The organism is Nocardia ninae NBRC 108245 (assembly GCF_007990755.1).
Taxonomy (GTDB): domain Bacteria; phylum Actinomycetota; class Actinomycetes; order Mycobacteriales; family Mycobacteriaceae; genus Nocardia; species Nocardia ninae.
The window spans coordinates 82706-96122 of record NZ_BJXA01000025.1 but is presented as its reverse complement, the minus strand read 5'-3'; the positions used below and the strand labels follow the sequence as shown (position 1 = coordinate 96122).

The window sequence follows — 13417 nt, the reverse complement described above, 5'->3', positions numbered from 1 at the left end:
CTTACTCCAGAGTAAGTTTAATGTAAACCAATCGCGACGGGGCGCCGATCTGTGGAGATTTCCACGCGGACTCCGGAGCGCCGAACATCCCCAACGAGACCTGGAGACTCGAGTGACAACCAAATCCCGTTCGGCGAAGAGCACCGCCAAGACCGGTAAGACCACCCGCCCGGTCGCGATCGTGGGCGGCAACCGGATTCCGTTCGCTCGCTCCGACAAGGCGTACGCGCACGCCTCCAACCAGGACATGTTCACCGCCGCGCTGGACGGCCTGGTCAGCCGCTTCGGCCTACAGGGCGAGCGGCTCGGCATGGTGGTCGGCGGCGCCGTCCTGAAGCGGGTCGGCGAGCACGGCATGATCCGCGAGAGCGTGCTCGGCAGCAAGCTCAGCCCCTACACCCCGGCCCACGATCTGCAGCTGGCCTGCGGCACCGGTCTCCAGGCCGTCGTCACCGTGGGTGACGCGATTGCCCAAGGCCGCATCGAGGCCGGCGTCGGCGGCGGTACCGACACCACCTCGGACGCGCCGATCGGCGTCAGCGAGGGCATGCGCGAATGGATGCTCGACGCCAACCGTGCCAAGACCAACAAGGACCGGCTCAAGCTGGTCGGCCAGCTGCGTCCGGGCATGCTCGGCATCGAGATCCCGCGCAACGCCGAGCCGCGCACCGGCCTGTCCATGGGTGAGCACGCCGCCATCACCGCCAAGGAATTCGCCGTCCCGCGCGAGGCGCAGGACGAGCTGGCCTACCTGTCGCACAAGAACATGGCCGCCGCCTACGATCGCGGTTTCTTCGACGACCTGGTCACCCCGTTCCTCGGGCTGACTCGCGACGACAACCTGCGTCCCGGCTCGACCGTCGAGAAGCTGGCCACACTCAAGCCGGTGTTCGGTGTCAAGGCCGGTGACGCCACCATGACCGCGGGCAACTCCACCCCGCTGACCGACGGCGCCTCCACGGTGCTGCTGTCCAGCGAGGAATGGGCCACCGAGCGCAACCTGCCGGTGCTCGCCCACCTGGTCGACAGCGAGGTCGCGGCGGTCGATTACATCCACGGCCCGGATGGCCTGCTGATGGCCCCCACCTACGCGGTACCGCGGATGCTCGCCCGAAACGGCCTGACCCTGCAGGACTTCGACTACTACGAGATCCACGAGGCGTTCGCCTCGGTGGTGCTCGCCACGCTCACCGCGTGGGAGTCCGACGCGTACTGCAAGGAGCGCCTCGGCCTGGACGGTGCGCTCGGCTCGATCGACCGCAGCAAGCTGAACGTCAACGGTTCTTCGCTGGCGGCGGGTCACCCGTTCGCCGCGACCGGTGGCCGCATCGTCGCCTCGACCGCGAAGATGCTGGCGGAGAAGGGATCCGGCCGCGCGCTGATCTCCATCTGTGCCGCCGGTGGACAGGGCGTCGTCGCCATCATCGAGCGATAGCGCCGGCAAACAACTGACAGAAGGTGGCACCCGGTCCTCGGGTGCCACCTTTTTCGGTCAGCGCACCAAACTGCCGCGGGCCGCGGCGAATCGGACCACGCCCGGTGCGAAGCGGCCGAAGACGTACTGCACCCTGGCTTCCGGGGTCACCGGAACGACGTCCTTGTTTTTCCGCACCGCCCGCAGGATCTGCGCCGCGACCTTCTCCGGCCCGTAACCGCGCAACCGGTACAGCCGGTCGTAGAGCTGCTGTCTGCGCTGCTCCTCCTCGGCCGAGACCCCGGACATGTGGGTGTTGCGGACGATGTCGGTGTGCACGATGCCGGGGCAGATGGTGCTGACCCCGATGCCGCTGCTTGCCAATTCGGTGCGTAGGCAGTCGGAGAACATGAACGCCGCGGCTTTGCTGGTGGAGTACGCCGAGAAGGCCTGCTGCGGGGTGTAGGCGGCCATGCTGGACAGATTGACGATGTGCCCGCCGAGTCCGCGCTCGACCATCGGGCCCGCGAAGGCACGACAGCCGTTGACGACGCCGTGCAGGTTGACCGCGAGTACCCGGTCGAAATCGGCCGAGGAGGTGTCGAGGAATTTTCCGGCCTGTCCGATGCCCGCGTTGTTGATCAGGATGTCGGGCACGCCGTGCTCGCCGATCACGCCGTCGGCATGCTTGCGCACCGCCGACTCGTCGGAAACGTCCAGCTCGTAGGAGTAGCCGGTACCACCCGCCTGCGCGATCAGCGCCACGGTCGCCTCCGCCGCGATCCCGTTGATGTCGGACACCACGATCTCGGCGCCTTCGCGCGCGAAGGCCAGCGCGGTCGCCCGGCCGATCCCGCTGCCGCCGCCGGTGATCACGACCAGTTGATCCTCGAACAGCTTGCGCGACAACCCCATCCGCGCCCGGCGGAGGGTTCGGGTTTGCGGCGCACCGGATACCGCGTCGATCAGCTCCACGGCGGCCGAGGCGAGCAGCTGCGGGTGCGAGAACGGCAGCCAGTGCCCGCCTTTCACCACGCGCAGCCAGACCTGGTCGGCCCACCGGTCCTCGTCGGCGTAACTCGACTGCCGCACTGCGGGATCGCGGGTGCCTACGATGATCTGCGTAGGGACCGTGGTGAATTCGTCGCGGTCCCGCAGCGGATTCGCGGCCAACGTGGACCGGTAGATGCGCAGCCCGTTCGCCATGTCCTGCTTGAAGGTCGGCGCGAGGTGTATCTGCTCCGGCCGCGCGCCTTCGGTGGCGGAAAGCATGGCGCGCCACCGCTGTTCGCTCATTACCACCTTGATCGCGGCCTGCGGCAGTACCGGCAGCGCGAGGAAGGTCGAGTAGGCGAAGGAACCGAGCTGGGCCAGTGGCAGCGCGATATTGCGCGGTGTCGGCCTGGCGAGGCGGCTGCGTGCCCACTTGCTCACGTGCGCGATGCTCGGCCCGGAGACCGAGGTGAACGAGGCGATCAAGCGTTGCGCGTCGGGGCGGCAGACGATTTCCCAGGTGGCGATGCTGCCCCAGTCGTGTGCGAGCACGTGCACCGGCTCGTCGCCGCCGAGTGCTTCGATCACCGCGACGTAGTCCGAGGCCAGCGTCGTGGTCGAAATGGCCGCTGTGCCCGGCGGGTTGGACGATTCGCCGTGTCCGCGATTGTCCACGCTCAGCACCCGGAACCGCTCGGTGAGCTCGGGCGCGACGTTGTCCCACAGGTGATGGGAGTCCGGCCAGCCGTGCAGCAGCAGGATCGTCGGCCCGTCCGGATTGCCTTGTTCATAGACGGCGAGGTCGACCTCGCCGTTGTGGACCACATGCTTCTCGGCCATGGATTCACCCCACTATCCGGGCCGCGCCGATCGCGGTCCGTGGACGTAGCTGTCCGACCCATTCTGTCTGAGACGGTGGGTTTCGGGTAGTCCCCACGGGGCTCACGGCCTGCTCGTCGTTGCTGTGAGTTATCTCATTCGGTACCGATCGTCTTTTTGCTCCTATTTGCTGCGTTGCACGCCCGCGTTAGTAGCTACTAGCTCGCAACTTTCGTGTTACAGGTCTTCTTCGGTTGCTGACCATTTGTCATATCGCGCCTTGCGACGGGGCTGATCTCTGTGTTTACCTGCACGTCACCTACTGTGCTACCGGTGCTTGTTAATCGAGATGGCGTTATACCACCGCCCGATCGACAGGCAGCTACCGGCAGGACATCTCTTCGGCTTAACGAATAACTCGAATCGAGCTAGCAGAGAGGAAGGCTGAACAGCTGATGCGAATCGGTATAGCGCTGCGCGCCACCGCACTGGCGCTGGCGGCCGCGGTCGGTCTCGGACTCGCGGCAACGGCCCCGGCCACAGCGGCGGGCGAGGTGGACCGCTACCTGGATCTGCCGCTGGTGAACCGGGATGCCGCGTCGAGCCCCGGCGGCGTCAACCCCGAACTGCCCTACGACGCGGCCGAGCTGCGCGGGCTACTGGATGAGGCGCGCGGCCAAGGCGTCGCGCCCACCCGGTATGCCGCCCTGCTCTATCAGTACTGGCTCGTCGCCGCGACGAACAAGGCGGGCATCGACCTGCGTTCCTGGGATCCGCGCGCGGGCGTCGAGGCCAACCGCAACAACCTGATCAGGTCTTATCGCTACTACGAAGACCTGCAGCTGAACCATCGCGAGCTGCAGTGGGCGGGGATGGGCGGGCAGGTCGGCGCCGACTTCGGCGGTGGGCTGCTCGATTTCGAGCTGATGGGCAACCTCTACGGTCTGCCCGGCCTCTCCGAGTCCGCGCGCGGCATCATCGCTGCGGTCGACCAGGCGGCCGGACCGCAAGCGGTCGCCCAACTGCCGCGCGGGCTGATGGCGCTGGCCGAGGCGGGCTCCCAGATCACCCCGGAAGACCTGCGCTACCTCATCGGATTGATCCTGGTGATGCAGAAGAACATCTTCTCGGACCTGATGCCCATGCACGAGGCCTACGTCACCGAGGGCCTGCCCGCGCTGGAGGAGTTCCAGGCGGCCGGGTTGTTCGGTGCTGACATCATGGAAGCTTGGCGCGGGGTGGCCTCCGGTGACTACGACCGGATCGCCTCGGGCAACGGAACTTTGCTTCGCCGGGAACAGGAGTGGGTGATCGGGGCGCAGTGGGACGAGGCACGCGGCTACAAGGGCAGCGTCGGCGAGGCGATCACCTACGCCAGCGGTGCCGCGGGCTCACCGTCGGTCGCGGGCGTGGCCCCGCCGCGGGAGTTCCATCCGGTGCGAATCCCGTTCACCATGGCCGATGGCCGGCCCGCGCTGCTGACCCTGCCCCTGCCGGAATGGAATTGGTCGGAGTTCGGCCCGCGCTGGGATTACATCAACTCGGAGCTGCTGCCCAAGTACAAGTTCCAGGTCGAGAACAACTGGCCCGCATTGGAAGCCGTGATGCGTACGCCCTATGAGATCCAGATGGAGTCGCATCGCCCGCTGCTGAACATTCCGCAGCTGCTCGACTCCGCGGCCAGGCAGATTCAGGTAACCCCGATCGACACGATGGCGGTGCGCTAGATGAAACGCTTCACCGTGGCCGTTGCGACGGCCGCTTCGTTGGTACTCACCGCGGCGACCGCCGCGGCGCAGACGGAGATGCCGACGCCCGGACTGGACCGCGTCTTCAACGGATTCGTCGTCGGCCAGATCCAAGGCGCGCAGCCGGTTCCGCCGGATCAGGCGTTCCAGGCATTGCTCGCCAACGACCCGTTCTACCAAGAGCTGCCGCTGACCGGTGCCGAGCAGCCGGGAACGCTGTTGAAGGCCAAGAAGGTCGACGTGATGTTCCTGGGCATCACGCCGCCCGATGTCGAGGCGTACAAGCTGATGTACGTGACCACCGGCATCGACGGTGTCACCCCGATGATCAGCACCGGCATCCTGATGATTCCGAATCACGGTGTGCCCGTCGGCGAGAAGAAGCTGATCTCCTATCAGGAGGCCAACGACAGCGTCGGCTGGTCCTGTCACCCCAGCACCCAGTGGACCGGCGGCGACCCGCTGGACGGCTCGTCCTGGTCGGCGCTCGGCCCGCTGGCGCTGATGTTCGACAAGGGCTACGCGGTGATGATCTCCGATGTCGGCAACGACGGAGATCGCAAGCCGCACGGCGTCTTCGCGGGCAAGTTCGCCGCGCACGCCCAACTCGACGGTGTCCGTGCGGCTTTGGCCCATCGCGAGGCCGGACTCGATCCGCAGGCACAGATCGCGCTGTTCGGCATCGCGGGCGGCGGGGTCGGCGCGGGCTTCTCGGCCGAGCTGCAGCCCACATACGCGCCGGAACTCGACGTGAAATCGGCTGTGCTGGAGGGGATGGTGGTCAACCCGCGCAACTTCATGCGGGTCGCCGACGGCTCGGTCGGCTCCGGCTTCGCACTGGCCACCCTGCTCGGCCTGGAGCCCGCGTACCCGGAGATGGAGGTGAACGCGAAGCTCAACCCGGCGGGCGTCGGGCTGGCGAACGCCTTCCGCACCCAGTGCCAGACGCCTGCCTACTTCGGGCTGCCGTTCCTGCCGCTGAACACCCTGTTCAACTCCGGGCTCAGCCCCGCCGACGAACCGGCGTTCCAGCGCGCGTTCGAGGACAACATCCTCGGCCGCTCCGGCACGCCGAAGGCGAAGGTGGCCATCACCTCCTGCGCCGCCGACGACTCGCTCATGTCGCTGGTACCCGCCAAGGACTCCCGTGAGCTGGCCGACATCTATCGGGCAGGCGGCACCGAGGTGACCTATCAGCCGACCGACTGCAGCATGGTCCGCATGCTCACCGACCTCTACGGCTGGGGCACCGATCTGTTCGGCATGCAGACGATCGACTGGATCGACCGCAACTTCGACTGAAAGGACTTGCCGGTCATGGCATTTCTCTACGGCATCAATTATCTGTTCTGGTTCGGCCCGCTGGCCGTTGCCAAGCTGCTGGCGCAGGCCGCAGGCTTCTGATCCGCTGAGCGCGGCTCCCGCATACCGCGGGAGCCGCGTTCGTGCGTTACGCCCCGGGTAGCTCGTTGTGCCCGCCGAACGCTTTGCGCATGGCCGAGAGCATCTTGTCCGCGTAGAGCGCTTCGCCGCGCGAGGAGAACCGCTGGAACAGGGCGGCCGCGAGCACCGGCACCGGAACACCGGTGTCGATGGCGGCGTCGATCGTCCACCGGCCCTCGCCGGAATCGGAGACCCGGCCGCTGTAGGAATCGAGGTTCGGATCGGCGTGCAGCGCGCTCGCGGTGAGGTCCAGCAACCAGGAGGCGACCACCGAGCCGCGCCGCCACACCTCGGTCACCTCGGGCACATCGATGGCGTAGCGGTAGTACTCCGGGTGCTCGAGCGGGGTCTCCTCGGCGGAGAACTCGCCGTCGTGCTCGGCGCCGTAATTGGCCCGGTGCAGGATGTTCAGGCCCTCCGCGTACGCGGCCATCGCGCCGTACTCGATGCCGTTGTGCACCATCTTGACGAAGTGTCCCGCGCCGGCCGGGCCGCAGTGCAGGTAGCCCTGCTCGGCCATCGACGGCTCGCCGGTGCGTCCCGGCGTCCGCTCGGCCGCCTCGACGCCGGGTGCGATGGATTTCAGCAGCGGGTCGAGATACTTCACCGGTTCGGCCTCGCCGCCGATCATCAGGCAGAAGCCGCGTTGCAGACCGAAAACGCCGCCCGAGGTGCCGATGTCCACATAATGGATGCCCTTGGGCTGCAACTGCTCGGCCCGCTTGATGTCCTCGTGGTAGCGACTGTTGCCCCCGTCGATGATGATGTCGCCGGGCTCGAGCAGCTCGGCCACCTGGTCGATGACGGCGCCGGTGGCGCCCGCCGGGATCATTACCCACACCACCCGCGGCGTCTCCAAGGTGCGCACGAATTCGGCGAGGTCGGTGCTGCCCTGGAAGTCGTCACCCAGCTCCTGGCGCAGCACGTCGATCTGGTGCGGACGACGTTCGTAGCCGACGGCGGTGTGCCCGTCCTTGACGATGCGGCGCACGATATTGGCGCCCATTCGTCCGAGGCCGATCATTCCCAGCTGCATGCCATCCCTCTCCTCGTGTGTGCGGTGGCCGGACACTCGTTCGTCCTCGATTGTCCCGCCTCGATCCGATCCTGGTCCGTCCGGCTGTGTAACGCACGGTGCGCCGCACCGATAATCAGATCGGCTCCGCGTAGTTGCCAGACCCCCGACCCGGCAACTGCGCGGGGCCCTTTGCGTGGCCCACCGGGTTCTTTGCAAGGAATTAGCTGTAGATCAGTGCTCACCTGACGTTGTCGCTGGGGCGCACTATCGTTGGCGGAGACTCGCACCCAGCGAGTCCCAACTCAACCGAACGGGGAGGACGGTTCGTGACGAGCCAGTCGAGCACCGGACGCCGCGGCCAACAACCGGCGGGCGAGGTCGGTTTACGCCAGCTGCTCGAATCGGCCCAGGCCAATGGGGCACAGCAGCCCCAGGAGTGGGGCGGCGACTCCGCACCCACCGAACCACTACACGTCACCCCGACCAGGCGCGCCACCCATCGGGCGCAGCCGGGCGAGCGGCCGGCGCCACCGATCCGTCGACCCATCTCCGGTCCCCCGGCGCAGCGGCTGAATCGCACCGTGCTGAAGCGGGCCGGCCTCGCGGTCGGCGCGGTACTCGCGGTGACCGGCCTCGCCTACGCGGTCGATCTGGTGCTGTCCTCGGGTGAGGTGCCGCGCGGCACTGTCGTAGCGGGCGTCGATGTCGGTGGCCTGGACACCGAGGCCGCAGACGCGAAGTTGCGCGCCGAGCTCGCACCGCGCGCCGACCGGGAACTACCGCTGCGCATCGGCGACGTGCAGACCAGGCTCGTCCCCGCCGCCGCGGGACTGACCGTCGACTGGGACGGCACCTGGGCCCGCATCGGCAAGCAGCCGCTCGACCCGATCACCCGGCTCACCTCGTTCTTCACCACCCGCGATGTCGCGGTGGCCAGCGCCGTCGACGACGTCGCGCTGGATCGCCAACTCACGGCGCTACGGGTGCACGACAGACCCTCGGTCGAAGGCACCATCGCCTTCGACAAAGCGCGGCCGGTCGCGGTCGCCCCGGTCCCCGGCCGCGTGCTGGACACCCCGGCCGCACGCACCGACCTGATCGACAAGTGGATCACCGGTGCCGCGCTGGACCTCCCGGTGCACCCCGCACCGCTCACCGTCCGCCCGGACGCGGTCGACCAAGCCCTGCGCGAGGTGGCCGAGCCCGCGGTGCGTGCGCCGATCGTCTTCGCGGGCAAGGGCGGGTCGGCCAAGCTCGATCCCGAGCAGATCGCGTCGGTGCTGTCCTTCGCGCCCGACGGTCAGGGCGGGCTCGCCATGGCCGTCGATCAAAACGTCGCGGTCGGTTTGCTGGCGCCGCAACTCGCGCCCTCGGAGATCGAGGCGAAGGACGCGACGTTCGCACTCACCGGCGGCAAACCCACCGTCGTGCCCGCCGTCGTCGGTGACAAAATCAACTGGCCGAAGACCTTCGAGCAGTTCGCCGCGCTGCTCGCCGCGCCGCAGGAGCGGACCGGCCAGGCGATCTACGAAAAAGTGGAGCCGAAGCTGACCACCGAGGCGGCCCAGGGGCTCGGCGTGGTCGAGACCATGGGCACGTTCACCACCAACGGCTTCAGTGGCCCGTCCGGAGTGAACATCAAGGTGGTTGCCAGGAAGGTGAACGGCGCGGTGGTGAAGCCGGGAGATACCTTCTCGCTCAACGACTTCACCGGTCCGCGCGGTACCGCCGAGGGCTACGTGGAGTCCGGCATCATCGATCACGGCAGGCCGAGCACCGCCGTCGGCGGCGGCATCAGCCAGTTCGCCACCACCCTCTACAACGCCGCGTACTTCGCGGGTATGGAAGACGCGGGCCACACCGAGCACAGCTACTACATCTCCCGCTACCCGGCCGCGCGCGAGGCGACCGTCTTCGACGGCGCGATCGACCTGCGCTTCCGCAACAACACCCCGCACGGCGTCTTCATCGAGGCCGTCACCACCGATTCCGAAGTGACCGTTCGGCTCTGGGGCACCAAGACCCTGAACGTCGAATCGGTGACCGGTGAGAAGACCAAGCCGACCGAGCCGACCACCATCAAGCTCCCGAAGGGCAAGGACTGCATCGCCTCCGAGGGCGCCCCCGGCTTCACCATCTCCGACACCCGCATCATCACCGACCGGCGCTCCGGCCGCGAGGTCTCCCGGACGACCCGGACGGTCAAATACGATCCGATCCCCGTCGTGAAATGTGAGTGACCGCAACAACTCCTGGGCAACGCCCGTCCCCGCCGACGAGCCGCACGCCGCCGCCTTCCGGCCGCTGGTGTGCGGCTCGAGCCAACTTCCGGCTATCTCACAGCGCGCCGCTGGTTAGCTCGGCGAGCCACGAATCATTCTGCGGCAGGGCGACTTTGGTGGGCGACCCCCCGGCGAATGGGATATAACTACGCCAGATTCCGGGACGCCAGTCCGGTTCTGTCTCGGAGTGGGGCTCAAGGTTGAGCGAAGTGAAGGGGATAACAGTCGTGGACCAGATCGACTCAGTCAGACCGTTTGCGGCAGGGCGGGGAAACAACGCCGCAGTCACGCTGGGTACGGCTATCGGGGATGAAGTCGCCCGGCGGGTTGTGCAGGGCAAGGGCACATTGTGTGACGTCGTGCTCGCGGCGTGGGTGATGGGCGTAGATCCGGTCGAAGCGGTGCTGCAGTACGCCGAGGCGGCCACCGGAGTGATCGTCGACGACACCGTGGTGGTGGCCGACGGCGGTGCCGATCCGCGCTGCGCATAAGCGTTTTCGCCGCGCGGCCTCGTGCATTCGCACTCGCAAGCGCTCTAAGCGGCAGTAAAGGGTGCCTGCGCGGTCTTCTCACACGGCGTGCGCCGATGTCAGGGCGTGCAGTGTCGCGCCGCATCAGTTCGCCGATCGTCTTTTCGACTCACTGTCCCGCGCAATAGCTTTCGCACCGCCGCGACCCGGTGGTGACGGCAGTGTGGGTGATGTTCGGTTGTGTGCGTTACTCCGCGGGGCGTTCGACGTCGCGCAGCGCGAGCGCCACGAACTCCCGCATCGGAATGTCCAGTGCGGTGCACAACGCGTGCAGCTGCTGCATGTCCGGCGATCTGTCGCCGTTCTCGAAGCGCTGAATAGTGCTGACCCCGAGGCCGGTCAGCGCCGCGAGTTGCGGACGCGTCAGAGCCCGCCGAGCCCGGGCTGCCCTGAGCTCTGCTCCCACCGCGCGATTGATGTCCGAAGGTACCTTTTCCACACCCATATGGACCATTCTGAGGTCCGAACGGCTACCTGGCAAACGACATGCCGTAAAAACGCCAAGGTTTCCCACGGTTCTCGGACATTTCGCCCATAAAGGTCATCCGGGAGTTGCAACAGGTCCAAACGGACCTTAATGTGCTCCGTATGGAACACCTAGACCAAATGGTTGCCGGGAAGGTGCGGCTCGCCATGTCCGATGCGGGACTTTGTCTCGAGGACTTGGCCGCGCGTTCCGGGCTGCCGGCATCCGACCTGCGCAGCCTGCTCGCCGCGCACGGCTCGTTCACGCTGGACGAGCTCGTTCGGATCGCCGCGGTAGTGCGGCGCCGCGTCGTCGACCTCTTGCCCGACCAAGAGGAGATGCGATGACAATCACCGATGCCCGCCGGTCGCCCGGCGCGTCCCGCCGTCGACTTTCGGCGTGTCGTACCAAACATTTTGTGACACAAATCACTGTCTGCCGGAAGGCGGATGGGCGGTGTTGAGCGATCGATCAGCTACCGCCGAGATGGCACTCGATCATGCCGTGCGGAGTGTGCCGAGGCTCGCGGGATTCAGTGCGTGGCGCCCGGGCATCTCCGGCATTCCCTACCTCAGCGGCGACGAACCGCACGCCGTCGTCGTGGTCCTCATCCACGATCCGCGCGACGCCAGGGTGCGCAGCGCGACACTCGTCGCGACCCCGGACCCGGCGGCACCGACCGACCCAGAGCCGAGCCCGCGGTGAGCAAGCCGGCGCGACGGCGTCGCGCGAATCCCGTCCTCGAGATCTTCCGGCACCATATCGGTGCCCGCGTCACCTACACCGGAACTACCGCGGTGCGCGGCGCCGTCGAGCACGGCGTCATCGTCGATGTGGATCACCGGATGGTGTACGTCGACTACGGCTATCCCAATCCCGTCTGTGCCGAACTCGGTAACGCCATCGCCACCCACCCGTCGAATCTTCGACTGGAAACGACTGTCGCACAGCCGGACTCCTGTGGCCACTGCGGTACTGCGGCCGAACGCCCCGGCCCGGCATTTCGCGCGCCCCGCTGATCCGGCGCTCGCGCTTTCTCATTCTCCGACCTGACCGAGTGGTTCCGTCATGCGCTCAACCGGTCGCGTCGTCCACGAAAGGACAGACCACGTGGCCATTTTCGGCCGCCGTTTATTCGGCAAGTTGCTCGCTCCCGGCGAGGTCATCGATGTCTTGATTGTCGGAGGTACCTGGAATCCGAATGGTGATCCGGTCACCGCCGCCTTCGCCGCAGCTCTCGACCCACGGCGTTTTGTCGTGCGAATGGTGCCTTACCCAGCGGATTACGGGCGGCACGTCGCGTTCGCCGACAGTGTCGCGGCGGGCAGGCGGGCCTTGATCGACGCGATCGAAGCAACGCCCAATCGTGTAGTGCTGGCTGGATATTCACAGGGGGCGGGTATCGCGGGTGATCTCGCCGCCGAGATCGGTGCCGGCCTGTTCCCCCACTTGGAGGTCATCGCCTGTGCATTGATCGCGGACCCGCTGCGTCCGGCGGGCTGTTGCCTCGGTACGGATCCCGGCGGTTACGGCGTCGTCGGACAGCGGAACATCACCGGCATTCCGACGTATTGGGTTGCCGCCGAGGGTGATCCGATCACGGCGCTGCCCGCGGGCAACCCGTTGCGCCTGATCGCCGACCTCAGCGCGTATTTCAGCCTGGCCAGCCCGGAAGCCATGGTGCGCTGGGGGCAGAGCATCATCGCGGTTGCCACCCGGCACCAGCTGCAGCGCTGGTGGTCGCTGGAGAACTGGCGCTCCTGGGGCGGTGCCGTCGCCTATGCCCGCGGCTATCTGTTCGACGGGCGGCACACCGACGCCTACGTCCGGCACGGCCACGCCCGGCTGCTCGCCGAGGCGATCAACCGCGAGGTGGCCGAGGGGAACCGCTGATGCCGTGGTTCCAGGTCGACGACCAGCTCGGCTTCCATCCCAAGGCCGTCGCGGCGGGCAACACCGCGATGGGCCTGTGGGTGCGGGCCGGCTCGTGGTCGATGCAACAGCTCACCGAGGGTTTCGTGCCCGCCGCGATCGTGCGCGGCCTCGGCTCGGCGGCGCAGGCGAAAAAGCTGGTGGAGGTGGGCTTGTGGATGGCCGTCGACGGCGGCTACCAGTTCCACGGCTGGGGCGAACGGCAGATGTCGAAGGCCGAAATCGAGGACCGACGCCGTAAGCGGGCCGACGCGGGCCGCAAAGGCGGCCAGGTCTCCGGGCAAGCCAGACAGCTTCGCGCGCAAGCAAGTGCTGCACCATCTGCTCGAACGTCCACTGCGGCAAAGGTTTCAGCCGAGGCTCAACCGTCTGTCGAGCAATTGCCGGAGCACATCGAAACCCCTGTCCCTGCCCATGACCCTGAAAATTCTTCCAGGGCAGCGCGATCGGCTCCGCCGCCCCGGCAATGCTCGGTGCACCGCAATCACCCCGCGCCGCCACCGTGCGGTGGCTGTGCCGACGCCAGGCGCGCCAGACAGCGGTGGGACGCGGCGCACGGCAGCGACCTGCGCGCCGATGCCGTGCAGCGCCGCGAAGCCGCCCGCAACTGCGTGATGTGCGACGACGCGGGCTGGCGCCACCCACCCGCCGATCTGCTCGCCGTGAATCCCGATCCGCCCGTGCTCCGCTGCGATCACCGCACGGTGACCTCGCTCGACCACTGGCATGCCACCGAAGAGGAAGCGACACCATGACAACCACCACCGCACAG

13 protein-coding genes are annotated in these 13417 nt (G+C 67.3%); 10 read left to right on the top strand and 3 right to left on the bottom strand.

All coding sequences use genetic code 11. From position 1 onward, the window contains the following. Positions 1 to 112: 112 nt before the first annotated feature. Positions 113 to 1435: an acetyl-CoA C-acetyltransferase gene (locus NN4_RS20000; protein ID WP_135233956.1), complete on the top strand. Its 1323-nt coding sequence runs from the start codon at positions 113 to 115 to the stop codon at positions 1433 to 1435. A 57-nt stretch (positions 1436 to 1492) separates the two neighbouring features. Here the strand turns inward: NN4_RS20000 and NN4_RS19995 are convergent, their stop codons facing one another. Continuing rightward, on the bottom strand, positions 1493 to 3247 hold the full coding sequence (locus NN4_RS19995; protein WP_147133408.1) for an SDR family oxidoreductase: 1755 nt from the start codon (positions 3245 to 3247) through the stop codon (positions 1493 to 1495). Between the two features lie 434 nt (positions 3248 to 3681). On the opposite strand from NN4_RS19995, the gene NN4_RS19990 reads away from it, so the two are divergent. Both NN4_RS19990 and NN4_RS19985 read left to right on the top strand, forming a co-directional pair. Continuing rightward, on the top strand, positions 3682 to 4953 hold the full coding sequence (locus NN4_RS19990; RefSeq protein ID WP_147133405.1) for a hypothetical protein: 1272 nt from the start codon (positions 3682 to 3684) through the stop codon (positions 4951 to 4953). Beyond that, positions 4954 to 6276, top strand: coding sequence for a lipase family protein (locus tag NN4_RS19985; protein WP_147133402.1), 1323 nt, complete (start codon positions 4954 to 4956; stop codon positions 6274 to 6276). It begins immediately after the preceding gene. A 148-nt stretch (positions 6277 to 6424) separates the two neighbouring features. On the opposite strand, the gene gnd is transcribed toward NN4_RS19985, so the two are convergent. After that, positions 6425 to 7453: a phosphogluconate dehydrogenase (NAD(+)-dependent, decarboxylating) gene (gnd, locus tag NN4_RS19980; RefSeq protein WP_147133399.1), complete on the bottom strand. Its 1029-nt coding sequence runs from the start codon at positions 7451 to 7453 to the stop codon at positions 6425 to 6427. Positions 7454 to 7761: 308 nt separating this feature from the next. Between gnd and NN4_RS19975 the strand changes: the two genes are divergently transcribed. Together NN4_RS19975 and NN4_RS19970 are read left to right on the top strand one after the other, a co-directional pair. Then, positions 7762 to 9675, top strand: coding sequence for a VanW family protein (locus tag NN4_RS19975; RefSeq protein WP_147133396.1), 1914 nt, complete (start codon positions 7762 to 7764; stop codon positions 9673 to 9675). 269 nt (positions 9676 to 9944) lie between these two features. Next, positions 9945 to 10208, top strand: a complete 264-nt coding sequence (locus tag NN4_RS19970) for a hypothetical protein (protein WP_147133393.1) — start codon at positions 9945 to 9947, stop codon at positions 10206 to 10208. A 226-nt stretch (positions 10209 to 10434) separates the two neighbouring features. On the opposite strand, the gene NN4_RS19965 is transcribed toward NN4_RS19970, so the two are convergent. After that, positions 10435 to 10692: a helix-turn-helix domain-containing protein gene (locus NN4_RS19965; RefSeq protein WP_159080089.1), complete on the bottom strand. Its 258-nt coding sequence runs from the start codon at positions 10690 to 10692 to the stop codon at positions 10435 to 10437. 143 nt (positions 10693 to 10835) lie between these two features. On the opposite strand from NN4_RS19965, the gene NN4_RS19960 reads away from it, so the two are divergent. From NN4_RS19960 to NN4_RS19940, 5 genes are all read left to right on the top strand, one after another. Beyond that, complete coding sequence (locus NN4_RS19960) at positions 10836 to 11060, top strand: hypothetical protein (protein WP_147133390.1); 225 nt, start codon at positions 10836 to 10838, stop codon at positions 11058 to 11060. A gap of 112 nt (positions 11061 to 11172) precedes the next feature. Next, the gene (locus NN4_RS19955; protein WP_147133387.1) at positions 11173 to 11418 is read left to right on the top strand and encodes a hypothetical protein; all 246 of its coding nucleotides are present in this window, start codon (positions 11173 to 11175) and stop codon (positions 11416 to 11418) included. Further along, positions 11415 to 11732 carry a hypothetical protein gene (locus NN4_RS19950; RefSeq protein ID WP_147133384.1) on the top strand — a complete coding sequence of 106 codons (318 nt, stop codon included), beginning with the start codon at positions 11415 to 11417 and terminating at the stop codon, positions 11730 to 11732. Before NN4_RS19955 ends, NN4_RS19950 begins: the two co-directional genes overlap by 4 nt. A 91-nt stretch (positions 11733 to 11823) precedes the next feature. Next, positions 11824 to 12606: a PE-PPE domain-containing protein gene (locus NN4_RS19945; RefSeq protein ID WP_186818522.1), complete on the top strand. Its 783-nt coding sequence runs from the start codon at positions 11824 to 11826 to the stop codon at positions 12604 to 12606. Then, entirely contained in the window at positions 12606 to 13400 is a 795-nt protein-coding gene (locus NN4_RS19940) for a hypothetical protein (protein ID WP_147133378.1), read from the top strand. Before NN4_RS19945 ends, NN4_RS19940 begins: the two co-directional genes overlap by 1 nt. The last annotated feature ends 17 nt before the right edge of the window (positions 13401 to 13417 follow it).

What these genes read in the sequence shown, in the direction of transcription:
- NN4_RS19960 (WP_147133390.1), top strand. Translation starts at nt 10,836, where the DNA reads ATGGAACACCTAGACCAAATGGTTGCCGGGAAGGTGCGGCTCGCCATG.
- NN4_RS19940 (WP_147133378.1), top strand. Translation starts at nt 12,606, where the DNA reads ATGCCGTGGTTCCAGGTCGACGACCAGCTCGGCTTCCATCCCAAGGCC.
- NN4_RS19985 (WP_147133402.1), top strand. Translation starts at nt 4,954, where the DNA reads ATGAAACGCTTCACCGTGGCCGTTGCGACGGCCGCTTCGTTGGTACTC.
- NN4_RS19995 (WP_147133408.1), bottom strand. Translation starts at nt 3,247, where the DNA reads ATGGCCGAGAAGCATGTGGTCCACAACGGCGAGGTCGACCTCGCCGTC.
- NN4_RS19990 (WP_147133405.1), top strand. Translation starts at nt 3,682, where the DNA reads ATGCGAATCGGTATAGCGCTGCGCGCCACCGCACTGGCGCTGGCGGCC.
- NN4_RS19965 (WP_159080089.1), bottom strand. Translation starts at nt 10,692, where the DNA reads ATGGGTGTGGAAAAGGTACCTTCGGACATCAATCGCGCGGTGGGAGCA.
- gnd (WP_147133399.1), bottom strand. Translation starts at nt 7,453, where the DNA reads ATGCAGCTGGGAATGATCGGCCTCGGACGAATGGGCGCCAATATCGTG.